Source organism: Mesorhizobium sp. CA10 (assembly GCF_020165285.1).
In the GTDB taxonomy this organism is placed as follows: domain Bacteria; phylum Pseudomonadota; class Alphaproteobacteria; order Rhizobiales; family Rhizobiaceae; genus Mesorhizobium.
Window position 1 is genome coordinate 1 of sequence record NZ_JAIUHV010000025.1, and the last position, 23188, is coordinate 23188.

The window sequence follows — 23188 nt, forward strand, 5'->3', positions numbered from 1 at the left end:
CAACACCCCCCCGCCCATGCCGTCGGTTGCCCTGTTGCGCGCTTTTCTGAGCCCGGACGGCTGCGTCAGCTGCGGCTAATCATCGGCTGGAATTAAGCTTCTGGATACGTCCCTTATCCAGCCGGAACACGCCGTCGGTACCGCCTTGCTGCTCGAAGTCGGTTTGAAGCTCGTCCCACGTGCCGAGATATGCGCCGCACTCGGCGCAATGGATCGGTGTTGCTGGCTGGGCATCGGCCGGGATCTGCAGACGAATGGTGCCGCAAAACGGGCATTCCAGTTTGTGGTCCAGATATTCGCCAGCCATTTTGCGGAGCATCGCGCAACAAGCACGTCTTCGCAAGCAGGGAATTTCCGGCGAGCTTTGCTTCAGCCGAAAGCAGCCGGTCGCGAAATGCCGCCGCCAGATCCGACGGGCATCCGTCGCATTCAGCCGGTCACACGCGGCTTGAGGTGGACGTCTGAACACGCGCCCTTATGATGCGTGCTTCTCGCAGAAGCGACGGTCGGTCGCGCCCAACGGCCTTTATCAGCCTTCTGGCTTGAGCCTCCGAGATGCCGGTTTTCTCTTTCAGCAGAATGACGAGCTGCTTGTCGTCAATTCGACCGTGGGAACTCCCTTCACCGGGTTCAGTCATATCAAGATCCTCCTTCCAACCGAACTGGGAAGACCGTTGAAAGTTTCAATGCGGCTTTGCTTGCCTAGCCGCTCTGTGGCGGCATTATCCGCCCAGCAGTCTTCGCAAGGCGAATCGAGTTGGCGGAAAGCCGTCCGGCTTTTGGCTGTCGAGCCCGGAGCTCGCCCGTTAAAGCGGCTCGATCTCCGAAAACAGCCAATCGCGAAACGCCTTCACCTTGCGCTGGCGGATTGCCTCCGGCGGATAGACCAGATAGAAGCTCGACACCGCCTTCAGCGCGTGGTCGAACGGCCGCACCAGCCTGCCGGTGGCGAGGTCGGCGGAGACGAGCATGGTCCGGCCGAGCACCACGCCTTCGCCCTGCACGGCCGACTCCACCGCGAAAGTGGCTGAATCGAAAGTGAGCCCGCTATTCGGGTCGACATCTTCGACGCCGGCGCTGGCCAGCCACGCGGCCCAGTCGATGCGGTAGCCGTCGCGGATCAGCGTGTGGTGCTTGAGGTCCTGCGGCTGCTTGAGCGGATGCGGCCCTTCCAGAAGCTTCGGGCTGCAGACCGGAAAGACTTCCTCGCCGGTGAGAAACTCCGACGTCAGTCCGTGATAGTGGCCGGCGCCGTAGCGGATGGCGACGTCGATGCCGTCGCCGCGGAAATTGGTCAGTCGCCCGGTGGTCGAGACGCGCACGTCGATATCGCCATGCGCGCGATGAAAGCGGTAGAGCCTCGGCACCAGCCATTTTCCGGCGAAGCCGTCCGAGGTGCTGACGTTGAGCGTCGAGCCGGAATGGCGCGAGGTCGCGGTTTGCGTCGCCAGCGCGAGCTGGTCGAGCGCCTCGCGCACGGCAACCGCATAAGGCTCGCCGACCGGGGTGAGTCGCACCGAACGCGTCGCGCGCTCAAAGAGCTGCACGCCAAGCTGGTCCTCCAGATGCTTCACCGCGCGGCTGATCGCGCCATGGGTGAGGTTCAGCTCGTCGGCGGCCCGCGAAAAATTCAAATGCCGTGCAGCGGCCTCGAAGGCCGGCAAGGCGTTGAGCGGCGGCAGTCTGCGGGCCATGACGACAAAGCCATTTGTGAGTTATGGTAACAAATACTTGCCAAATTTTGGTTTGTCCGTCGAGCCTTTTCCAATCAAAAATCCTCACAGAATTTGTGATCAATACTCACTTAAGATCAAACCTGCGAGGACATCATGGCCAACGTTCATCCCTTCCTCTGGTTCAACCTCGATGCCGAAGCCGCGCGAGATTTCTATCTCTCGGTCTTCAAGAACAGCCGCGCGCTGCGGACCATCGAGTTCACCGACAAGCCGCATGCGATCTTCGATTTCGAGCTCGAAGGCCAGCGCTTCACCGCGCTCAACGCCGGCGAAGTGCCGCCCTTCAACGAGCGGATTTCGCTCTACATCGAAACCAAGGACCAGGCCGGAACCGATTATTTTTGGAACGCGCTGACCGCCGGCGGCGGCTCGGAGCAGCCCTGCGGCTGGCTGAAGGACAAGTTCGGCGTCTATTGGCAGGTCATTCCCGAACCGACGCTGCGCCTGATGAACGACCCCGACCGCGCCAAGGCCGACCGGGCGCGTCAGGCGATGTATTCGATGAAGAAGATCATCCTCGCCGATATCGAAGCGGCCCACGCCGGCCGCGCCTGATTTTGAACCCATCGCGGAAAGACGGAGAAGACCCATGACCAATCTCCCCATGACATCGCTCAATGGAAAGAAGATCATTGTCGTCGGCGGCAGCTCCGGCATCGGCTTCGGCGTCGCGGCAGCGGCGCTTGAAAGCGGCGCGGAGGTGGTGATCGCCGGCCGTTCGGCCGAAAAGCTGAAGGCCGCCGAAAAGCGGCTCGGCGGGGCAGGGCGCGTGACAGGCATCGCCGCCGACATGGTCAATGAGGCCGAGGTGTCCGGCTTGTTCGAGCAAGCCGGCGCTTTCGATCATTTGGTGGCGACGGCCGGCACGCCGCCGCCCAATTATCCGATCGGCGGGACCGATATGGATTTCGTGCGCCAATTTGTCGACGGCAAGCTGATCGGCGCAGTGATGCTGGCCAAGCACGCCGTGCGCACGCTGAACATGGGCGGCTCGATGATCTTCACCTCCGGCATCAACAAGGACCGCCCGCCGGTGCCTGGCGGCTCGGTGGTTTCGGCGGTCGCCGGTTCCTTCACCTATTTCGCCCGGGCGCTGGCGCTGGAGCTCGCGCCGACCCGCGTCAACATCGTCTCGCCCGGGTGGGTGGATACCGAAATGTGGGACGAGATCGTCGGCGCCGCTAAATCAGGCTATTTCGAGCAGATGGGTTCCCGCATCCCGGCTGGAAAGATCGCCAGGCCCGCCGATATCGCGCCGGCCTATCTCTATCTCATGCAGAACGAGTTCATGACCGGCGAGACCGTCCACATCGACGGCGGGCAAAGGCTGGTGTGAGCGGTAGAGCCGGACCTCGATTTGAAGGTTCCGGCTTCACCTATTGCCGTCCACAAGGGCCGGCGTCGCCTTCCAGACCGTCGCGGCCAATGGCGTTTCCGGCGGAACGCTAATATAGATGATGCTCGAATGAGCAGCGCCTCCGCACCGTCGAGGAACGCCATGCGAAGGGTCATCGTCACAGCCATGTGGATTGTCGCCGCGACAGGCGCCGATGCTCATGACTGGTACGAAAACAAGGTCGACCCGGTGACGAATTTCAAATGTTGCGGCGGCACGGATTGCCGCCCCATCCCCGAGTCTGCCGTGCAATCCGGGGCCGACGGCGGCTATGTCTATCTACCCGATGGCTTCAACATCCCGCCAGACCGCGTGCAGGAATCGCCGGACGGCCGATACCATATCTGCGAGAACCATTACGTCATAACCAACCAGCCCTATCTGCGCTGCTTCTTCGCGCCGCGGCTCAAGGTCTCCCGGCTGCTCCCGCGCTAGTCACGGCCCTCGACATCTGCATGGCACCTGACACTGGTCATCGCGACCATTTGAGCTTTCACTTTCGTGCGAAGCTGAAGGTGAAATGGCTGCCGCGGTGATAGACGGCGGCATGGACGACCGGGGCTCCGGTCCCATCGAAACAGGTTTCCGTAATGAGCAGGGCTGGCCCGAAGTCGCGCAAGTCGTTGCGCTGCACGATTTCCTCGGGCAGCGTTACGGCTGCAACGGAGGCGGCCGACATACGCGGCTGATGGCGGTGCTTTTCCAGCAGGGCGAGCAGCGAGCCGCTCCATTCGATGTCGAAAAGGCGCCCCGGCAAAAAGCTGCGCGGTACGTAGTCGAGCGAATAGATGAGGGGCAGATCGTTGTGCAGCCGCAGCCGTTCAAGCCGGATGACGCGCTCTCCGTCCGCTAGCCGCAATTGCTGCTGGATAAATGGATCAGGCGTTTCCTCGGCGATGGAAAGAACCTTGTTGACGGTGTTGTAGCCATAGTGGCGCGACATGTCGGTCACGCTTTCGAACACCGTGATTGGACGGTCGACCTGGACGGCGGAGTTCGCGGTCACGAAGCGGCCGAGACCATGAGTGACGGAGATGATGCCGTCCTGTTCGAGAAGCTTCAGCGCTTCGCGCAGGGCAGGGCGCGAGATGCGGAAGCGCTGCGTCAGCTGGGATTCCGTTGGCAGCCGGTCGCCGGGCTTGAGCCCTTCGGTCCTGATGAGGTCGGCCATGCGGTCGCGCAGCTGAACCGCCAATGTGCGCGCGTCCCGAAGCGGCTCGTCCAAGTCCCTCTTCCCCATTGTGCCAACTCTCCTTTTGTTGTCGGACAATCGCGCTCAGGTCAAGCGGGGGCATGCCGTGGCGATCGCATGTCGCATAGGCAACTCATGCGAATCTTTCGCAAAATTTCTCTTGAAATGCGCTCCCGTAGATGTCAGTTGTCTTACAACTGAATTGATCGAGGGAACGATGCTCAATTTCGACGAAGCCCGGTTTATGCGCATCCAATCGGGGGCGGTGGCCTTGCGCGAGCGCATTGAAGCCGTTGTGGCGCAGTGCCTCGCCGCCGGGGCGCAAAACATCTTCTTTCTCGGCACCGGCGGTGCAGCGATCCTGATGCATCCGGCGGCGCAATTGCTGCAGCGCCGATCTGGCTTTCCGGCCTTCGTCGACATCACCGCCGAGCTGCAGCTTGTCCAATCCGTGCACCTGACCGACAAATCGATCGTCGTGTTGCCCTCGCTCTCCGGCACCACCAAGGAAAGCGTGGCACTGCTGTCCCGGATCAAGGACGTCGGGGCGACGGTGATCACGTTGGTCGGACATGAGGAGACGCCGCTCGGCAAGGGCGGGGACCATGTCTTCGTCAACTTCGCTGAGGACGACACGTCCTGCGAGTCCTTCTATCTCCAGTCGCTCTTCATCGCGCTTGCAGTGCTGAAGCATCGCGGCGAGCTCGCCGAATCCGAACGGATTTTCACCGAACTGGAGCAGTTGCCGCGACTGTTGCTGGAGGTGAAGCGGAGCTATGAACAGGAAGCCGCCGGCTTCGCGCACAAACTCGCCGCCTCCGACTATCACATCATAACCGGCGCCGGGAATGTCTGGCCGCAGGCCTGGTATTATGGCATGTGCATCCTGGAGGAGATGCAGTGGATCCGGACCCGCCCCGTGCATGCTTCCGACTTTTTCCATGGCACGCTGGAGCTGGTGGACAAAGACGTCAGCGTGGTGCTCTTCAAGGGCGAGGACAGCGCCCGGCCGCTGGCCGATCGCGTCGAGAAATTCACCCCTACCTATACGGACAAGTTGACGGTGCTCGACACGGCCGATTTTGAACTGCCCGGCATTTCGCCGGATGTGCGCGCGCTGGTTTCGCCGATCGTGCTCGCGACCGCCCTCGAACGGGTCAGCGGGCATCTCGAGGTGATCCGCAACCACCCGCTGACGACGCGCCGCTACTATAAGCGCGTTGCCTATTGAGCTTAGCTCTCGGCGTCAGCTTGATCGCAGCGCAGGATATGAGCAGCCTTCGATTTGCCGTCGTCGGCGACAACTGCATCGACCGCCTCGGAGCGCCGATCGGCCGCTCGCTGGTCGGCGGCAACGCACTCAACGTTGCCGTCCAGCTCGCGCGGCTTGGCCATAACAGCTTCTATTTCGGCGCGGTCGGCCGCGACGCCGAGGGCGAACGCACCTGCGCTGAGCTCGAAGCCAATCGGGTGGCGGTCAAGCACCTGCGCGTGGGCCAGCGCAACACCGCTTGGACCGACATCAAAGTCTTGCCGTCCGGCGAGCGTTTGATTGCGGCCGAGGATTTCGGCGTCTGCGCCGGTTATGCGCCGGACGAGGCCGAACTGGCGATCCTGGCGATGATGGATCACGTCCATATCGGCTGGCTGGATGATGGCGGCGCCTTGCGCAGGCGCCTGTCGCGGGCAGGCGTCAGCGTCTCGCAGGATATTTCGGTCAACGCCGATCCCGCCGATCTCGGCGTGGAGGGTTTGAACATAGTTTTCTGCTCGGCTGGCCAACCTCGCGACGCGGCCGAAGCAATGGCCGCGGATCTCCTGTCGCGCGGCGCAGGCTGCGCCGTCGTCATGCGCGGGGCCGAGGGGTCGATGGCGCTGACGGCCAGCGAACGCGCCGAGACCGGCATCCGCCCGGTCGAGGTCGTCGACACGACCGGCGCCGGCGACAGTTTCATTGCCGGTTTCCTGCATGCATGGCTTGCCAGGAGGCCGCTGGTGCAATGCCTCGAAAGCGGCCGCGATCATGCCGCTCTGGCCTGCTGCCATCTCGGCGGCTTTCCCCAGGAGGGGATGCCCCATTGAAGCTCAGCGTTTGAGCGATCGCCCGAACCGTTCCTCGATGCGGGACTGCAGGAATTCGAGCCCGATGGACAAAATCCAATAGATCATCGAGGCGGTGATCAGCATCTCGATATGCCGGAACTCGGTCTGGCCCTGTGTGCGCGCCAGATACATGATCTCCCAGACCCCGACCACCGAGACCAGGGAGGAATCCTTCAGCATCGCGATGAACTGATTGCCCGTCGGCGGCACGATGACGCGCATCGCCTGCGGCAGGATCACCAGGAACATCGTCTGGTTGGGGCTGAGGCCAAGTGCGGTGGCGCCTTCCGTCTGGCCGCGCGGGATGCTTTCGATGCCGGCACGGAAAATCTCGGTCATATAGGCGCCGTAGCAAAGCGACAGCGCCATGATCCCGGCAGGCACGGCCCCGATCACATAACCGACCTGCGGCAGGCCGAGATAGATGATGTAGATCTGCATCAGCAGCGGCAGCCCGCGGAACAGCGAAGTGTAGAACGTTGCCAGGCCATAGACGATGCCGTTCTTGGAGAGCTTGGCTATGGCGCCGATGAAGGCGATGACTGTCGCGATGGCGATCGAAATGGCGGAGATGTAGAGCGTGGTCACCACGCCCTGCGAGATGAGGAAACCGATCTTCCGGGCGATGAAAGAAAAGGACAGATCAAAGGAATAGAAGAACAGCATCAGCAGCACGAACAGCTCGATCCATACCGCCACGATCTGCTGCTTGCGCCCGAGTTGCTGCAGCGCCTTCCAGTTGGCGGCCACGATCAGCGCGATCAGCACCGCTGAGACGGCTCGCGCCACCACGGGATTGGTCGCAAGCCATTCGATCGAGCTCGGGATCAGCTTGCCGATCCAGTCTGCCTTGATGCCGAGACCGTAGAGGCCCGCGGCGAAAGCGGCTAGCGCCAGGCACACGCCGATGCGGCGTGCGGCGTCCGGATAGTTGAGCAGCAGTCTGCCGATCACCTGTCGATCTCCCTTCTGGTTAGCGGGCTCGTTCGCGCCACCAATCTTGCGCCTGCAGCTTCCAATATGTGAGTTGCGCCGCGGCAAGCCCTACCGGCCCGCCCGCCCAGGCCAGTCCGAACGGCGCGAACAGAAGGTGGCGGTCCGACTGGCCGAGTACCGCCTCGGCGACCACCTTGCCGGCTATGGCCGTCGTGTTGATGCCGTGCCCGCCAAACGCGGTGAGATACCAGGCGCCTGGCTGCAGCTGCCCGATCTGGGGCATCAGGTGGCGGGCGTAGGCCATCAGCCCTGACCAGGCGAGTTCGGTCTTGAGCGCAGCGAGCTGGGGGTAGGTTCCAACCATCTCCCGGCGCAATTCCCTGGCCAGCGCCGCCGGCGAAGCGGCCCGCGTAGTGATGCGCCCGCCCCAGAGCAGCCGCTTTCCATCCTCCACGACACGGTAGTAGTCGCCGGCCCGGCGGTTGTCGCCGACGGCATCCGTGGTCGCGATGGCGTCGGCGATGAGATCGGGGGCTTCCTCGCTCAGCATCACATAGGTCGCGATCGGTAAAATGGCCCGCTTCAGCCGACCGACCAGCGGTCCTGAATAGCCGCCGGTGGCAAACACCGCTTGCCGCGCGCGTACTTCGCCGCTTGCGGTGCGTAGCGTCTTGTGCGGGCCATCGAGTTTAGCCTCGATCGCGCTGGAGCCCTCGTAAATCCTGCCGCCCAGCCGCTCGATCTCCGCCCCGATGGCGCGCAGATAGTTCAGCGGATGCATGTGGAAGGCGTTGCCATCGCGCAGGCCCTGGTAGTAGCGCTCGGAACGCAGCACAGCGCGCACCTGGTCGCGCTCGAGATATTCGAGCGGATAGTCGAAATCCCGCGCCAGCTTCTCTGCATGAGCCTTCAGTTCGGCGCCGCCGTCATGGCGCAGCACGCCCATGATTCCGGGGCGAGGCTTCGCTGCCGTGATGTCGAGATCCTTGATCGTCTGCCGTACGAAATCGACGCCTTCGATCGACAGCCGGTGCAGCTCTCGTGCCGCCGCCGCGCCGGCCATCGCGGCGATCTTGTCGCTGCCGGTCGCGAAGCCGGGGCTGACGAAGCCGCCGTTGCGGCCCGAGGCGCCGAAGCCGATACTCTCGGCTTCGAGCAGCACGACCTGCTGCCCGGCGCGCGCCAGCTGCAGCGCCGTCGTCAGACCGGCCAGTCCGCCGCCGACAATGACCGTGTCGCATTCGGCCGGACCCGCGAGCGGTGGTCTGACCTTCTCGTCGGCAAGTGTACGGCGATAATAGGTGTCGGGATAAGTCATGATAGGTTCTGACGGAAGCAGGCGGCCTTGAGGGGCCGCCCGCGATGAGCGTCAATCGGCGCTGTAGTTCTTGCCGTACCACTTGGTGGTCAGCGTGGCGAGCGTGCCGTCTTTCTTCATCTGGTCGATGATGCCGCCGATCTTGGTGGTCCACTCGGCATCGCCCTTGTCGGCGATCACCACCAGCGGCTCGCGGAAGGCGTAGTCGCCCTCGATGATGCGCAGCGGATAACCGTTTTTGATGGCGTTTTGAGCGGTCTGCTCGGGCGCGATGACCGCGTCGAGCCGCACGCCGTCCCCAAGTCTCAAATCGTCGAACGGCAGCATGGAATCGGCGAAAGTCCGGATTTCGCCAGGCTGCAGCTTGTATTCGATTGGCGGAAGGCCGGGAGCGTCGATCTCCAATTGGCGGCGGATGAAATCTTCCGAAGTGGTGGCGGTCTCGACGCCGATCACCTTGCCGTTCAGATCGCTCACCGATTTTGCCTTGCTGTCCTTGTGGACCACATAGACATAAGGGCTGTAATAATAGATGCCGGCGAAATCGATCACCCTGGCCCGGGCCTTGGTCGGCGTCACCGAGCCGACGCCAAGATCATAGCGGCCCTGCCAGTGGCCGCCGGTCATGGTCGCCCAATCGGGCGTCTCGAAGCTGACCTCGACGCCGAGGCGCTTGGCGATTTCTTTCGAAACGTCGATATCGAACCCGACCAGCTGGTTGCTCTCGTCGAGAAAGCTCTGCGGTGGCCAGCCGCTGTTGGTCGCGACCACCATGGCCTTCTTGGTTGTGACGCGATCCAGGGTTTCTCCCGCCCACGCTGCCGACGCAAATGCGAGCGCGCCGGCAGCCAGCGCGAAACAAGCGATAAATCTCCTCACGAAACCTCCCTCTCGTATGTAAGATGTCTGACAACGCAACTTGTCCGTAAGGGGGAGGGCGAGTCAAGCGTCTTTATCGGCGCATCGTGAGTTTGGCCTGCGATACGCGTTCCCGGCGTTGGCCGGATCGGCATTGGTCGAATTTCCTGGGCTTTTATGCGATCGGCAGCCGGCTGCTGTGCGAATTCGCGGATCAGTCGGGCCGCCACCAGTTCTCGGCGCTCGGGTGCTGATTACCGGGCGCGCCCAATCCATGCTGAAGACGTTGCTGGTTCATGGCAGGCACGCGCGCTCGCCAATACGTCGGCGCAGGCTGCTGCTTCTCGGACAGTTGCTTCCGATCTGTCGCAGCACAAAAGGTCGCTTCTCGACTACGCTTAGGTCTGGTGATCGACACCTGCCGGACGATCGGCCTGCGCGTATCCGAAATAGCCCATGATTTCCCGCGCTTCGCCGGCGTCGAAACGGCAAGCCACTTCCATAGGCAGGCTGGATCGCCAACTGCCCCGATAGTCGGTGATCGGCTGGTTCACCTGGGCGTGCCGGCGAGCGGAATGGGGCGTGCGCACCGCCTTTTCGCGCCCCCATATGACGGGCTGCTGGTGATAGTTCAGAATGCCTGGATCGAAGGCCACGCCGATGAAGCGGCATAGCCGTTCGATGGAAAGCGCAGGCGATTCGATGAAGTCTTCATAACGCCACAGGATGCTTTCGCCCTTTTCGATGCGCTCCATCGAGGCCTTGCTGTCGGCGATCCATCTTTGGAAAGCCTTGTCGAAATCGCCCTCGTAACGCTGCCCGAGCGAGGCCACGATGTCCCTGCCGTCGCGCGTGACAACGATGAAGCGCGCGCCCGGGATCGTCTCGATGATCTGCCTCGTATAGTGGATATGGTTCGGGGTCTTTTCGACCCAGACGCTGCGGCGTGAAATGGCTGCCTGCAGCAAAACCGCGCTTAGCTTGGTCCATCGCGCCCCATCGCTTGAGACAAACGCGCTTGTCTCGCGGCGGATAGAGAAAATTTCCGGATGCGCAGCCAGTATCCGGGCGAGCAAAGTTGACCCCGTATGCCCGCATCCGCAAATGAATATTGAAACCTTGGGCTTCGGAAGAAGCCGCACCACGCCTCTATTCACGATTTCGTTTCCCCCGGAGATTCTAAACAACCTTTTTCTTCCGGGGATTGCAATAGGGAATGCCTATATGCGGTCAGTGACGAACAGCTAATTGCTGCCGGCGCTTTGACCTGGAGGCAGGGCGGCTGGAGTGAAAGGCTCCGTTGTCAGGCCGGCAGCCCGAGCTGCTTTCGCAGGCTCTTGTCGAATGCGGATGCCGGAACGAAACGGCGCAGGACACTGACCCGGCGTGCCATCTTTCCCGCCGCATAGCGCCGCTTCGGCGTTGGATCGGTCGCAGCCGCCAGAACGGTGTCGGCCACCACTTCGGGCGCATCGCCTTTGTCCATTGCCTTCCGCACGGCTACGGTCATGCCGGCGCGCGCGGCGTCATAGATCTCGAGCAACTGGTCCGGCTTGGCGAGGTTGTCTTCGAAGGAGGTACGCGTATAGGCCGGCTCGACCAATGCGACGCGAATTCCAAACGGCCGCACTTCGTGGTCAAGCGATTCGGAATACCCTTCAACGGCATGTTTGGTCGATGAATAAAGCGCGAAATAGGGGGCGGGGATGAACCCCTGCACTGAGCTCAAGTTGACGATCCTGCCCTTTCCTTGACGTCGCATGATCGGCAGCACCGCGTTGATCATACGGATGACACCGAAGACGTTCACGTCGAACAGAGCCTGGGCCTGTGCAGTCGAGGATTCCTCCGCGCCGCCGAGCAGGCCGATGCCGGCATTGTTGACCAGCACGTCGATGCGCCCAGCATCGGCCAGCACCTCATCGATCAGCTTCGCCACGGAGGCGTCATCGGTCACGTCGCAGGTCAGCATGGTAATACCGTCGGTTTTCTTGGAGGCCGCGCGACGGCTGGTTCCGAACACGCGAAAGCCGGCGCTCTGCAGCGCCTTGGCCGTTGCGTGCCCGATTCCGCTGGATGCCCCTGTGACAATGGCAACGCCAGGATTGGTCCTGTTCATGGAGATCACTTTCTTTGGGTTGGACTGGAAAGCAGGAAAGGCTGGAGCAAAGAGCGTCAATCACGAGCGGCTCGACCGTTTACGCCGTGCTTGTCCCAGCGCCGGAACAGCACGCTGGCATTGACGCCGCCGAAGCCGAAGCCATTGGCGATCGCGTAGTCCATCTCCATCGGCCGGGCCCGGTTTGCGACGAAGTCTATTCCGTCGCCGGCCGGATCGGGGGCGCTCAAATTGAGGGTCGGCGGCGCCACCTGGTCCCTCAGCGCCAGGATGGTGAAGATCGCGCCAATCCCGCCGGCGGCACCGAGCAGGTGTCCGGTCGCCGACTTCGTTCCGCTGACGGCTATGGAGAAATCCGTGCCGAAGACGGTTTTGATCGCTTCGATTTCTCCCAGATCGCCCACCGGCGTGGAGGTCGCGTGCGCGTTGAGATGGCGGACCTCGTGCGGTGAAATGCCGGCCTGGGCAATCGCGATCTCCATCGCGCGGCGCGCGCCGTCCCCGTCTTCAGGGCCGGAAGTGACGTGATGCGCATCCGCCGTCGTGCCGTAGCCAACGACCTCGGCGAGCGGTTGTGCCCCGCGCGCCAGTGCATGGTTCAATTCCTCGATGACAAGGATACCGGCGCCTTCGCCCATGACGAAGCCGTCCCGCGTCATGTCGAACGGACGCGAGGCTTGATCGGGACGGTGATTGAAGGAGGTTGAAAGCGAGCGCGCCGCCGCGAAGCCGCCCAGACTGACGACGTTCATGCAGGCTTCCGTGCCGCCGCACACGGCGATGTCGGCTTCATCGGCGCGGATGATGCGCGCCGCATCGCCGATCGCCTGAATGCCGGCGGCGCACGCCGTTACCGGCGCGCCGATGTGGCCCTTGAAGCCGTAACGAATCGTGATGTGGCCGGCGGCGAGGTTCACCAGGAAAGACGGCACCGTGAACGGCGAAAGACGCCGAACGCCGCGCTGGTCGACGGTCCGCACCGCCTCGGTTATGGCGGGGAACCCTCCGATACCTGAAGCAATGATCGTCGCGGTGCGAAGCCGATCCTTTTCCGACTCCGGCTTCCATCCCGCCTGGGCAAGCGCCTCTTCCGCCGCCGCCAGCGCGAATAGGATGAAGCGATCGATCTTGCGCTGATCCTTCGGCGCCAGGAAGGCATTCGCATCGAGGCCGGCCTCGGGATCCTCCTCCAGGGAAAGAACCGTTCCGCCGATCTTTGTCGGCAGGGTTTCCACCATGTCCTCAGGAAGCCTTCGGATGCCCGAGCGGCCGGCCAGGAGACGCGACCACGACGCCTCGATATTTGCGGCAAGGGGCGTGACCGCGCCCATGCCCGTGACAACAATCCGTCGCATCTATTCTCCTATCCATCTGAGTAGCCAGCCCGCGCCGGTCAAACGGTGACGGTGTCGCGAACCTGTTCGGCCGCTGCATCCAGAAAGGCCTGGGCGAGGTCGGGATCATTGACGATGCGCGAGAGAACCACCGCACCGACCATCGTCGAGAGGACGGCCATGGCTTTTTCACCGGTTTCCTCCTTCTCAGTCCTGGCAATCATCCTGCCGAGCACTTCAAGATATGCTTTGATGCCGACTTCGAACGACGCTTTCACCTCGGTCCCCTGTCTGGCCGCATCCGACCCGAGCGCCGCGACCGGGCAGCCGTCCATCCTTTCCTCGCGATGGCCCATGCTGAGATAGAACTCGATCACCGCCCCAAGCGGATCGCCGGGATTCGCTGCGGTCGCCGCCGTCCATCTGTCGGCAGCGCTCTCCATCGCGCGCCTGGAAGCTTGCGCCGCAAGGTCCTCCTTTGACGCGAACTGCTTATAGAAAGCGCCTTGGGTCAGCCCGGCGCTCTTCATCAAATCCTTAAGGCCGATACCGTCAAAGCCGTGCTCCCGAAAAAGCCGGCTTGCGACATCGATCACGGTTTGCCGGTTCTGCTCAGCCTGAATGCGGCTCACTCGCATCGTCGATCTCCATTTAGATTACGAACGACATCTATACGTCAGTTAGAAGCCGAACGCAATCTATCAATGGGCGACGCGCCACGTGGCGGTTTGCTACGGGCTGAATGTGCCTGCGGCAGGCCCAGATCAGCTTCGATGCCGAAGCGCTGCGACGATCACCGCCATCGTCTCGGCGTTGCCGGCGGCGACGGCGGCAAAGGCAAGCGCCGATGCAAAAAGGCCCATTGCCGAAAGACGAAATGCAGCCATTGTGACCTCCTCAGACCGGCCGGAGCAAAATCCGCGGGAAACCGTTAGGTCCCATTAAAACCATGCAGGAAACCGCAAGGATGGCACAATCTGTCGACAAACAGGAACCGCTCGCCTTCCGCTTCGCAGATGACGGGCTGGTGCCCAATCATCCGCGCTGGCCCATGCTCGTCTATCCCGGCGCCGTGCAGCTGCCGGACGAAGGCGATCCGGCTGCCGTTTTCGAGGATATTTTCGGCGCCAATGGCTGGGGCGACAGCTGGCGCAACGGCATCTACGACTTCGTCCACTATCACTCGCGCATTCACGAGGTGCTGGGCATCGCGCGCGGCACCGCCGAGGTCCGCTTCGGCGGCGACAAGGGCAAGGTGCTGGAGGTGAAGGCGGGCGACGTGGCGGTCCTGCCGGCCGGCACCGGCCATCAGCGCCTGTCCGGCTCGGCCGATCTTCTGGTGGTCGGCGCCTATCCGCCCTTCGGCACCTATGATTTGTGCCGGAGCCCGGAGCAGCACGCCGAGGCGATGCGCACCATCCCGAAGGTCGGCCGGCCCGACAAGGATCCGCTCTTCGGCGGCGACGGGCCGCTGCTGAAAGCCTGGAGCGAAGGCTGAAATGGCAAGCATCGTCGCCATCGAGCATGTGACGCTGGACGGTGTCTTCCAGGCGCCGGGGCGCGCCGACGAAGACACGCGTAATGGTTTTGCGCACGGCGGTTGGGGCAATCCAGGCAGCGACCCGAAGATGCAGGAGGTCATCGGCCACGCCATGGCCGGCGGCTGGTCGTTGCTCGCCGGCCGCACGACTTACGAGGATCTTCACGAAGCCTGGGCTGTTCGTCAGCCGGCCAGTCCGATGACCAGGGCGCTGACCGGCGCACGGAAGTTCGTCGCCTCGCATGACGCCGGTTATGAGCCGCGCTGGGAGAATTCGACGCTGCTTGCCGGCGATGCCGGGGAGACGGTGCGCGCGCTGAAGCAAGGTCACAACGAGGCGCTGATTGTGTTCGGCAGCGGCAAGCTGCTGCGCGCGCTGATGCGGCACGGGCTTGTCGATGAGCTGGTGCTGATGGTCCACCCTCTGGTGCTGGGCACAGGCTCGCGCCTTTTCGAGCCGGGTCAGGCGCCCTCGATGCTGAAGCTGTCCAACCAGGTGTCGACCGCGACGGGGGTGGCGATCCTCACTTATGCATTCGATGGCAAGGCCGCGGCGGAGCGGCCAGAATAACCGGAACCCGCGGTCCTTCCTCTATGGATAATGCGTTTTCTTCGGCGCGTAGCTTGCCGGATCGAAATCGAGTTCCTTCGGCAGCGGCTTGCTCGAGCATTGCAGATGCATCTGGCGGGCAAGAAGCCGTCGCTGCTGATGCTCATGTTCCTTGACCGCCGCCACCATCCCCATGCTGTAAGGGCCAAGCAGCACACCGAACCCCCAGCCGGGATGGTCCTTCTCGCGCTGGGCGTAGTCCGATGCCGCGGCGCGGGCCTGCTGGCATTCCGGCGATGACCATTTCGGATCCTGCTGCGACAGCGAAGCGCCATTATCGGCGGCAGAGGACACGCATCCAGCCACTGCCGCGCAGAGCGCAACGAGCACCGCAATTCTCATCGTTTGAGTCCCTGCTAATTCAAGGCGGAGAGAACACAGAACGCTCCTTCGCACAAGCGAGATAGCTGCGAAAAGCAACGGGCAGGGCGGGATAGCCGCCATCGTCGTCCTTCGGCGCTCCCGAGATTTTTTCAACGTGCCGTTCCGTTTGCCCCCACCATTTCGTCCTTGGTTCCGTCCCACCGAAAAAGGAGAACCGCAATGGCTGGAATGGTCGTCATCTACAAGCAGCCGGCTGACGCGGAGGCGTTCGACAAGCATTATTTCGAGACGCACATACCGCTGGCCAAGAAGATCCCAGGTCTGAGGAAATACGAGGTCAGCCAGGGGCCGATCACGGTGGTGGCCGGCCCATCCGATGTCTACCTGATCGGGACAATTTATTTTGACGATCTCGAAGCGATGAAGAGGGCTTTCGCAAGCCCGGAGGGAAAGGCGGCCGGGGCGCACCGCCGGCTTTACGCACCCGACGAATCGGGCATCCAGATGTTCCTCTTCGACAGCAGGGAAGTTTGAGCCCGCGGCCGAGAGAGGACGATCGGCCGCCGAGAACCGCGGCCGCGTCGCTGCTCATGTCGACTTTGCCCGCTCGATGTCGATGCGTTTTTGCTCCGCCACGGCGATCGCGGTTTCCATCGCGGCATCCAGATCGGCCATCGCTTCCAGATGGCCGTGATCGACGATCGACTTGCGCAGCATGCGCATGGCCAGCAACGCGTCGTCCAATGCCTGTTCGACGTTTTTGACCATGGCCGGGTCAGCCTTTGCGCCGGCTGCGCTTGTTCGGCGCCGGATCGTCGGCGGCCGGCTTGTCCGGACGATTTGCCAGGGCCTTGCGCGCCAGCGCCTCGGCCGCCGACCGGTCCGGATTGCCGGCCGGTATCGTGACCGCGCCGGGCATCGCAGCACCCGGCTGTTCGCCCAAGCCGTTGTCCTCGCGCTCGATTTCCTCGCAAGCCTGATGCCAGTGCTCCTCGTCCTGGCCATTCGCTTCGCCGCTGCGTTGCCAGATCTCATAGGCGCGGCGCTTGATGCGTTCGTATTTGTCGGTCGCCATTGTCCGATCCTCCGTCATCTGTTCAAACGCGCGCTGGCCGCGAATGATCCGTGACGGGGACAGGGAATGGATAAGGTTGCGGCTCAGAACCTGCGGCTGAGATAGGCCGATCCGCCGAGGCCAAATCGCCACTCGGCTTCCACGCCCTTGGTGAGGCCGATCCGGCGACCGGCGAGGATTGCGGCCGGGTCGGCCTCGGAACGGGCGAACTCGAACGGCGGCGCGGTAAGCGAGAGCCCGTTATGCGAACCGTCGATGCCCAGCGCCTGGCAGAGCTTGCCGGGACCGGAGCACAGCAGCCGGTCGTCATCCGTTCCGCGCCGCTCGCGCATCGCGGCGATGCCGGATTGCGGCTGGATGGCGCGGATCAGCACGGCGCTGCCCGGCAGGCACACCGCGTTCAGGCACCAATGCAGCCCGTAGGAACGATAGACATAGGCGTCGCCGGGCACGCCATACATCGGCGCGTTGCGCGGCGTGCGGCCGCGAAAGCTGTGCGATGCGGGGTCGTCGGGCCGGTAAGCCTCGGTCTCGACGATGATCCCGCCGACGCCGGCGAGCCCAAGCCTGGCGCCGATCAGGGCGTGCGCGACGATAACCGCGTCGCGGGCAAAGAAATCGGGCCCGACACTAGGCGGCATGGCGATCGGCGTCGTTCGGACAGCTCATCATCGGCGTCCGCTCAGCCCAAAAGATTGCGCGCCGCGCGCATGAAGATCCGCGAGCCGATCGGGATAAGATCATCCGGGAAATCATAGTCGGGGTTGTGCAGGGAAGGGTGCCTTTCGCCGGCGCCGAGAAAGAACATCGCCGACCTCGCATTGTGGCCGAAAATACCGAAATCCTCCGAGGCGCGCATCGGCAGCGCCTCTTCGCTGCGCGCAATGCCTTCCTCGTCGAGCGCGCGGTTGAGATGCTCGACCGCGTCCGGCGCATTGACGCTGGCGACGAAGATCTCGTGATAGTCGAAACGCACGGCAAGGCCGTGCTTCGCGGCGATCTTCCTGGCAAGCGCTTCCGCGGCGGCGACCTGCTCGGCCATGCGCTCGTCACGGCGGGTGCGCAGCGTCGCCCACACTTCGGCATAGCCGGGCGCAATGCCGAACACGGCTTCGCCCATCGCGCAATGGGTGACGGTCACCATGCCGAAATCCTCGTCGGTGAAGGTCCCGCGCCCGAGCGCCGGCAGCGCCGGCATCAGCTCGCTCACCGCCGGCATCGGCGATACACCTGTCTCCGGCATCGAGGAATGCGCTGTCTTGCCCTCGAGCACGACGCGCATGCCGCGCGAGGCGCAGTTGACGGTGCCGGCCTTCAGCCGCACCTCGCCCAACGGCACGCCCGGCAGATTGTGCAGCGAAAACGCAAAATCCGGCTGGATCTCGCCAAAGCGCGGATCGGCGACGACCCCGGCCGCGCCGTTGCCGGTTTCCTCCGCCGGCTGGAACATCAAGACGACGCGGCCGCGCGCCGGTCTTTCGCGTCCGAATTGGCGACCGAGCGCCGCCAGGATCGCGGTGTGCCCGTCATGGCCGCACATATGCGACTTGCCCGGCACCTGCGAGGCATGCGCCACACCCGAAAGCTCCGCGATCGGCAGCGCGTCGAGCTCCGAGCGGAACAGCACCGTCGGTCCGGCCTGTCCGCTGTCATAGACCGCCGCGACGCCGTGGCCGCCGAGCCCGGTCAGCACCTTGTCCGGCCCGGTATCGGCGAGGAAACTCACCACCTCTTTCGCGGTCCTTTCCTCCTCATTCGAAATTTCCGGCTGCCGGTGCAGCTTGCGCCGCCATTCGGTGAGCTCGACGATGTCTCGATTGGTCAGGGTCATGGGTTGGGGCTCCGATCGGCTTGCGGGTCACACCAAACACGATAGGGCTTTTCTCGCGCCGTGCCATGCCGAGCATTTCAAATAGTCCATCGGCGAATTCGTGCAAGAAATGCCACGTAAACCGCTGAAATCCTTAACACGATTTTCATTCCGCTCGCCTACCCATTAGAGACATGAAAAGGCATGACGAGCGGCTGGTGTCGGGTCCCTCATCCGAGGGAAGGAGCGAAGCCGTGGAAGCCGGCATCCTGCGCGACCAGCTTGCGGATCTGAGCAAGGGCGTCTTCATCTCGATGCCGATCGGCACGGTGCTCTCGGCCTTGATCCTGGCGGTGCAGCTCTTGTCGGGGGGCGGCCTCGCCGCGGTGCTGTGGTTCGTGGCGATCGCCTTGATCAACGGCGCGCGCGTGGCGCTTGCCGTCACCCAATCGGAAGCCGCCGGTGACAACCCGAGGGCGGTGGGCGCCCGGCTTTCGCTTTATGGCCTGATGGCGCTTGCCTCGGGTGTCGCCTGGTCTTTTCTGGCGCTGCTGAGCGACGGATACACGACCAGCCAGGCGCCGCTCTATCTGATCGTGCTCGCCGGCACTTCGGCCGGTTCGGTCACCTACGGAACCTCCTATGCGCCGGCTTCGATCAATTTCATTATCCTGCCGCTCCTCACCGCCGCCGGCTGCGTGCTTGCCAAGGGCGGCGTTGAAAATTACGTGCTCGCCTTCACCGTGCTGCTTTTCCTTGGCGGCATGGTCAGGAGCGCGCTGCTCGGGCAATTCCGCTTTCGCGAGACGAGCCGGCTTAAATACGAGGCGCGCGAATTCGCCGCCGAGATGGAGCGCAACTCCAGGCGCGACCCGCTGACGAATCTGCTCAACCGCTATGGCCTGGAGCAGGCGATTGCCAAGCTCGGGCTCTCCGACGGCCCGTTCGTAGCCATGCTGATCGACCTCGACGGCTTCAAATCCGTCAACGACACCTATGGCCACAACATCGGCGACGACCTTTTGGTCAGGGTGGCGCGCCGGATCGAGGACCACGCTCCGCAAGGTGCCACGATCGCGCGCATCGGCGGCGACGAGTTCGTGCTGCTTTTCTCCGCCGGCAGGTCGCAGCAAGCGGCCGGCGAGCTTGCATCCGCCATCATCACAGCCATCGCCAATCCGGATCCGGAGTTGAATTCGGTGCGCGTCGGCGCCTCGATCGGCATCTACCAATCGGAAAAGCCGCGACTGACCGAGATGCTGCTCAAGGCGGATTTCGCGCTCTATGCCGCCAAGCGCGGCGGTAGGAACGAATATTGTCTCTTCGACGCCGGGCTGGACGCCGCGCTGGAACGCAAGAATTGCATCGAGCGCGACCTGCGCGGCGCCATCGAAACCGGCACGCTCTGCTCCTGGTTCCAGCCTTTGGTGCGGCTCGATACCAACGCGGTGGTCGGTTTCGAGGCGCTGCTGCGCTGGCACCATGATGTCCATGGCGCCATCTCGCCACCCGAGATCGTCACTGCCGCGCGCGAAACCGGGCTGCTTTCGCTTCTGACCGAGACGGTGTTCTTCAATTGCTGCGCCATCATCGCAGAGCTCGTGAAGCATGGGCGCCGCGATGTTCGCGTCGCGATGAACCTCTCGCCGCGCGAGCTCGAGGCCGGCAATGTCGACGACATGATCCTCGACGGCCTGAAGGCCAAGGACGTGCCTGCCGCGATGCTCGAGATCGAGATCACCGAGGAGGCGCCGGTCGACCGCGACCGGGTCGACGAAAAGGTCGGGCGCCTGGCGGATGCGGGCATATCGATCGTGCTCGACGATTTCGGCACCGGCTTCTCGACCCTGGTTTCACTCAAGGACAGCCGCATCCGCAAGATCAAGATCGACAAGGATTTCGTGCGCGACCTGGCGAAATCCCTCGAGGACCAGGCCGTGGTCGAGGCGGTGATCGGCCTCGGCCGGACGCTGGGCATCGAGGTGATGGCCGAGGGGGTCGAGACCGACGCCGACCGTATGATCCTGCGCTCGCTGGGCTGCGTGATTGGGCAAGGCTATCTTTTCTCGGCCGCGCTCCCCCTGGGCGATGCGCTCGCCTTCGACGCGACCGGTAGTTCCGCCACCGAGGCCCTTTTCGAGCCACGGCGCACGCCCAAGAGCGGCAGCGCCGCCTGATTGGCCACCGCCAAGGGCATTCATTGACTTGGCGGGCAACCGGCATCGGAAGGACAGGGTAGCCGCGGCCCGCGTGAAACCTTTTGATTTTTGGGCCGTTGTGGCGCGATGTCCCCGGCCAAGCACAAACCGAAACCGGCCGACAGCGCCACGCAGCGCGGTGCAAGCAAGCCGCGTTCGGCGCCGCCGCGCCAGGACAAGCCGCGCCAGTCGGAACCGCGTGGCGCCGCTAAGTCGCGCGCCGAGAGGGCGCGGGAAGACACACGGCACGAAGACCGGCTGAAAGACGACAAGGCACAGCAACGCAAGCCGCAGGCCGGCGAGGCCGAAGAAAAGGCATCCGCCGACGCCGCGCCGGAAGCCATCGGCCATGCCGGGTCGCCGCCGCCCGAGGCGATCGAGCCGGATCCCGAGCTTTCCCCCGAGGAGGCCGTGCGGGCGCGCAAGAGATATCTGCTGCGGCGCTTCTGGATCAGCGGGCGCGGCTATTGGGGTCTGCGTGGCGACAGGCTTGCCTGGCCGCTGACGATCGGGCTGCTCACGCTGATCTGCGTCAATGTCGGCTTCCAATATGGCATCAACCGCTGGAACCGCGCGATCTTCGACGCCATCGAGCTGCGCGACGCGCACACCGTCTACTGGTTGAGCGCCGTCTTCCTGCCGCTGGTCGCCGGCAGCATCAGCCTGGTGGTCGCGCAAGTGTACCTGCGCATGACCATGCAGCGCCGCTGGCGCTCCTGGCTGACCACGGCCGTGATCCAGCGCTGGCTGGCCAGCGGCCGCTACTACCAGCTCAACCTCGTCAAGGGCGACCATGCCAACCCGGAGGCCCGCCTCACCGAGGATCTGCGCATCGCCACCGAATCGCCGGTCGACTTCATCGCCGGCGTCCTCAACGCCTTCCTGTCGGCCTCGACCTTCATCGTCGTGCTGTGGACGATCGGCGGCGCGCTGAGCTTTTCGCTGGGCGGTTCCACCATCACCGTGCCCGGCTTCCTCGTCGTCACCGCGGTCATCTACGCGGCGATCACCTCGACCTCGATGTTCGCCATCGGCCGCCGCTTCGTCCAGCTTTCCGAGGACAAGAACCAGGCCGAGGCCGAGTTCCGCTATGTGCTGACGCGCGTGCGCGAGAATGGCGAGAGCATCGCGCTGCTGGGCGGCGAGGAGGAGGAGAATGCCGGCATCGACCGCACCTTCGCCGGCGTGCTCGGCCGCTGGGCGCGGCTCACCGGCCAGCACATGCGCACGGCACTGGTCTCGCAAGGCTCCAGCCTGTTCGCGCCGGTGGTGCCGGTGCTTCTGTGCGCGCCGAAATTCCTCGACGGCTCGATGACGCTGGGCCAGGTGATGCAGGCGGCCTCCGCCTTCGCCATCGTGCAGGGCGCCTTCGGCTGGCTGGTCGACAATTATCCGCGCCTGGCCGACTGGAACGCCTCGGCCCACCGCATCGCCTCGCTGATGATGTCGCTGGACGGGCTGGAGCGCGCCGAGGAGAACGACAAGCTCGGCCGCATTCAGCGCGGCGAGACCGCAGACGGCGCGATGCTCAGCCTCAACAATGTTTCCGTGACGCTCGACGACGGCACCGCCGTGGTCAAGGAAACAGAGGTGGAGATCGCGCCTGGCGAGCGCGTGCTGGTCTCGGGCGAATCCGGCTCGGGCAAGTCTACGCTGGTGCGCGCCATCGCCGGCCTCTGGCCCTGGGGCAGCGGCAGCGTCGATTTCCACCCGGGCAAGCGCCTCTTCATGCTGCCGCAGCGCCCCTACATCCCGTCCGGCACGCTGCGCCGCGCCACGGCCTATCCCGCCGCCGCCGAGAACTGGAAGACGAAAGAGATCAATACGGCCCTCGACAAGGTCGGCCTCGGCTATCTGAAGAGCCGGCTGGAGGAAGAGGCGCCTTGGGACCAGACGCTGTCGGGCGGCGAGAAGCAGCGTCTCGCCTTTGCCCGCCTGCTGCTGCACGCGCCGGACATCGTGGTGCTCGACGAGGCGACCTCGGCGCTGGACGAGAAGAGCCAGGACAAGATGATGCGGACGGTGATCAAGGTGCTGCCCCAGGTGACCATCATCAGCGTCGCCCATCGCGCCGAGCTGGAAGCCTTCCACACGCGAAAGATCACGCTGGAGAGGCGTGAGGGCGGGGCGCGGCTGGTGAGCGATGTCGAACTCGCGCCGAAGAAGCGCGCACCGGGCCTGCTGCAGCGCGCGCTGTGGGGCAGCGGCGGCGATAAGGGATAGCGCACTCTGATGTCGTGCGTAATCGCCGGCGGCGCTTCCCCAAGCGCCAAGCGCGGCCTTCGCCAGCCTGGGTTCCTCGCCCCGCAAAGTGGGCTATGCTGTGCACATCTTCTGTGACTGGCGCGACTGATCAGGCCGAGGCTTGATCGCCAGGTGGTTCCCCCAATCCGTCGCTGCTTCGCAGCGCCACCTTTCCCCCTCCGGAGGGAAAGGAAGAGCGTTGCTGGACGGGCGTTGACGGTAAAAAAGCCTGGCGCCTTTCCTCTCCCTCGTCGATCGGGGGAGAGGTGGCTCGGCGAAGCCGAGACGGAGTGGGGGTCGACCAGCGCTGCATAAGATGCCGAGGCTTGATTGCCACGTGGTTCCCCCAATCCGTCGCTGCTTCGCAGCGCCACCTTTCCCCCCTCCGGAGGGAA

At 63.8% G+C, this 23188-nt stretch carries 26 protein-coding genes; 10 read left to right on the plus strand and 16 right to left on the minus strand.

Annotated elements, in window-relative coordinates; genetic code table 11:
* Positions 1-79: 79 nt before the first annotated feature.
* Both LB535_RS28395 and LB535_RS28400 read right to left on the minus strand, forming a co-directional pair.
* Positions 80-307, minus strand: a complete 228-nt coding sequence (locus LB535_RS28395) for a hypothetical protein (protein WP_095768463.1) — start codon at positions 305-307, stop codon at positions 80-82.
* A gap of 499 nt (positions 308-806) precedes the next feature.
* Positions 807-1694 (minus strand): transcriptional regulator GcvA, encoded by an 888-nt coding sequence (locus LB535_RS28400; RefSeq protein ID WP_140847704.1) that lies wholly within the window; start codon positions 1692-1694, stop codon positions 807-809.
* Positions 1695-1829: 135 nt separating this feature from the next.
* Here LB535_RS28400 and LB535_RS28405 point away from each other — a divergent pair, with 135 nt between their 5' ends.
* The 3 genes from LB535_RS28405 (at position 1830) to LB535_RS28415 (ending at position 3567) form a co-directional block, all read left to right on the plus strand.
* Positions 1830-2291 carry a VOC family protein gene (locus LB535_RS28405; RefSeq protein ID WP_224634528.1) on the plus strand — a complete coding sequence of 154 codons (462 nt, stop codon included), beginning with the start codon at positions 1830-1832 and terminating at the stop codon, positions 2289-2291.
* Between the two features lie 34 nt (positions 2292-2325).
* Positions 2326-3072 (plus strand): SDR family oxidoreductase, encoded by a 747-nt coding sequence (locus LB535_RS28410; protein WP_224634529.1) that lies wholly within the window; start codon positions 2326-2328, stop codon positions 3070-3072.
* 129 nt (positions 3073-3201) lie between these two features.
* Positions 3202-3567 (plus strand): hypothetical protein, encoded by a 366-nt coding sequence (locus tag LB535_RS28415; RefSeq protein ID WP_224634530.1) that lies wholly within the window; start codon positions 3202-3204, stop codon positions 3565-3567.
* A 58-nt stretch (positions 3568-3625) separates the two neighbouring features.
* On the opposite strand, the gene LB535_RS28420 is transcribed toward LB535_RS28415, so the two are convergent.
* Entirely contained in the window at positions 3626-4357 is a 732-nt protein-coding gene (locus tag LB535_RS28420) for a GntR family transcriptional regulator (protein ID WP_318012365.1), read from the minus strand.
* 184 nt (positions 4358-4541) lie between these two features.
* On the opposite strand from LB535_RS28420, the gene LB535_RS28425 reads away from it, so the two are divergent.
* Entirely contained in the window at positions 4542-5555 is a 1014-nt protein-coding gene (locus LB535_RS28425) for an SIS domain-containing protein (RefSeq protein ID WP_224634549.1), read from the plus strand.
* Positions 5556-5593: 38 nt separating this feature from the next.
* Entirely contained in the window at positions 5594-6406 is an 813-nt protein-coding gene (locus LB535_RS28430) for a PfkB family carbohydrate kinase (RefSeq protein WP_224634532.1), read from the plus strand.
* A gap of 3 nt (positions 6407-6409) precedes the next feature.
* On the opposite strand, the gene LB535_RS28435 is transcribed toward LB535_RS28430, so the two are convergent.
* The 8 genes from LB535_RS28435 to LB535_RS28930 all read right to left on the minus strand — a co-directional run bounded on the left by LB535_RS28435 (position 6410) and on the right by LB535_RS28930 (position 13879).
* A complete protein-coding gene (locus tag LB535_RS28435; protein ID WP_224634533.1) occupies positions 6410-7381 on the minus strand; it encodes an amino acid ABC transporter permease in 972 nt (323 codons plus the stop codon).
* A gap of 19 nt (positions 7382-7400) precedes the next feature.
* Positions 7401-8681, minus strand: coding sequence for an NAD(P)/FAD-dependent oxidoreductase (locus tag LB535_RS28440; RefSeq protein ID WP_224634534.1), 1281 nt, complete (start codon positions 8679-8681; stop codon positions 7401-7403).
* Positions 8682-8732: 51 nt separating this feature from the next.
* The gene (locus LB535_RS28445; protein WP_224634535.1) at positions 8733-9560 is read right to left on the minus strand and encodes a transporter substrate-binding domain-containing protein; all 828 of its coding nucleotides are present in this window, start codon (positions 9558-9560) and stop codon (positions 8733-8735) included.
* Positions 9561-9937: 377 nt separating this feature from the next.
* Positions 9938-10726 carry a sulfotransferase family protein gene (locus LB535_RS28450; RefSeq protein ID WP_224634536.1) on the minus strand — a complete coding sequence of 263 codons (789 nt, stop codon included), beginning with the start codon at positions 10724-10726 and terminating at the stop codon, positions 9938-9940.
* A gap of 116 nt (positions 10727-10842) precedes the next feature.
* Positions 10843-11658, minus strand: a complete 816-nt coding sequence (locus LB535_RS28455) for an oxidoreductase (protein ID WP_224634537.1) — start codon at positions 11656-11658, stop codon at positions 10843-10845.
* 56 nt (positions 11659-11714) lie between these two features.
* On the minus strand, positions 11715-13013 hold the full coding sequence (fabF, locus tag LB535_RS28460; RefSeq protein WP_224634538.1) for a beta-ketoacyl-ACP synthase II: 1299 nt from the start codon (positions 13011-13013) through the stop codon (positions 11715-11717).
* Between the two features lie 38 nt (positions 13014-13051).
* On the minus strand, positions 13052-13630 hold the full coding sequence (locus LB535_RS28465; protein WP_224634539.1) for a TetR/AcrR family transcriptional regulator: 579 nt from the start codon (positions 13628-13630) through the stop codon (positions 13052-13054).
* 126 nt (positions 13631-13756) lie between these two features.
* Entirely contained in the window at positions 13757-13879 is a 123-nt protein-coding gene (locus LB535_RS28930) for a hypothetical protein (RefSeq protein ID WP_263490980.1), read from the minus strand.
* Positions 13880-13959: 80 nt separating this feature from the next.
* Between LB535_RS28930 and LB535_RS28470 the strand changes: the two genes are divergently transcribed.
* A complete protein-coding gene (locus LB535_RS28470; RefSeq protein ID WP_224634540.1) occupies positions 13960-14490 on the plus strand; it encodes a cupin in 531 nt (176 codons plus the stop codon).
* Between the two features lies 1 nt (position 14491).
* Positions 14492-15103 carry a dihydrofolate reductase family protein gene (locus tag LB535_RS28475; protein ID WP_224634541.1) on the plus strand — a complete coding sequence of 204 codons (612 nt, stop codon included), beginning with the start codon at positions 14492-14494 and terminating at the stop codon, positions 15101-15103.
* Positions 15104-15124: 21 nt separating this feature from the next.
* Here LB535_RS28475 and LB535_RS28480 read toward each other — a convergent pair whose 3' ends face one another.
* Positions 15125-15484: a hypothetical protein gene (locus LB535_RS28480; protein WP_224607489.1), complete on the minus strand. Its 360-nt coding sequence runs from the start codon at positions 15482-15484 to the stop codon at positions 15125-15127.
* Between the two features lie 201 nt (positions 15485-15685).
* Here LB535_RS28480 and LB535_RS28485 point away from each other — a divergent pair, with 201 nt between their 5' ends.
* Positions 15686-16000, plus strand: coding sequence for an EthD family reductase (locus LB535_RS28485; RefSeq protein ID WP_224634542.1), 315 nt, complete (start codon positions 15686-15688; stop codon positions 15998-16000).
* A 54-nt stretch (positions 16001-16054) separates the two neighbouring features.
* Here LB535_RS28485 and LB535_RS28490 read toward each other — a convergent pair whose 3' ends face one another.
* The 4 genes from LB535_RS28490 to LB535_RS28505 all read right to left on the minus strand — a co-directional run bounded on the left by LB535_RS28490 (position 16055) and on the right by LB535_RS28505 (position 18372).
* On the minus strand, positions 16055-16234 hold the full coding sequence (locus LB535_RS28490) for a hypothetical protein (RefSeq protein ID WP_224634543.1): 180 nt from the start codon (positions 16232-16234) through the stop codon (positions 16055-16057).
* Positions 16235-16241: 7 nt separating this feature from the next.
* On the minus strand, positions 16242-16541 hold the full coding sequence (locus tag LB535_RS28495) for a DUF2934 domain-containing protein (protein WP_224634544.1): 300 nt from the start codon (positions 16539-16541) through the stop codon (positions 16242-16244).
* A gap of 83 nt (positions 16542-16624) precedes the next feature.
* On the minus strand, positions 16625-17182 hold the full coding sequence (locus LB535_RS28500) for a DNA-3-methyladenine glycosylase (protein ID WP_224634545.1): 558 nt from the start codon (positions 17180-17182) through the stop codon (positions 16625-16627).
* A 41-nt stretch (positions 17183-17223) separates the two neighbouring features.
* Positions 17224-18372, minus strand: coding sequence for an amidohydrolase (locus LB535_RS28505; RefSeq protein WP_224634546.1), 1149 nt, complete (start codon positions 18370-18372; stop codon positions 17224-17226).
* 233 nt (positions 18373-18605) lie between these two features.
* Between LB535_RS28505 and LB535_RS28510 the strand changes: the two genes are divergently transcribed.
* Together LB535_RS28510 and LB535_RS28515 are read left to right on the plus strand one after the other, a co-directional pair.
* A complete protein-coding gene (locus LB535_RS28510) occupies positions 18606-20528 on the plus strand; it encodes a putative bifunctional diguanylate cyclase/phosphodiesterase (protein ID WP_224634547.1) in 1923 nt (640 codons plus the stop codon).
* 108 nt (positions 20529-20636) lie between these two features.
* A complete protein-coding gene (locus LB535_RS28515; protein WP_224634548.1) occupies positions 20637-22772 on the plus strand; it encodes an ABC transporter ATP-binding protein/permease in 2136 nt (711 codons plus the stop codon).
* The last annotated feature ends 416 nt before the right edge of the window (positions 22773-23188 follow it).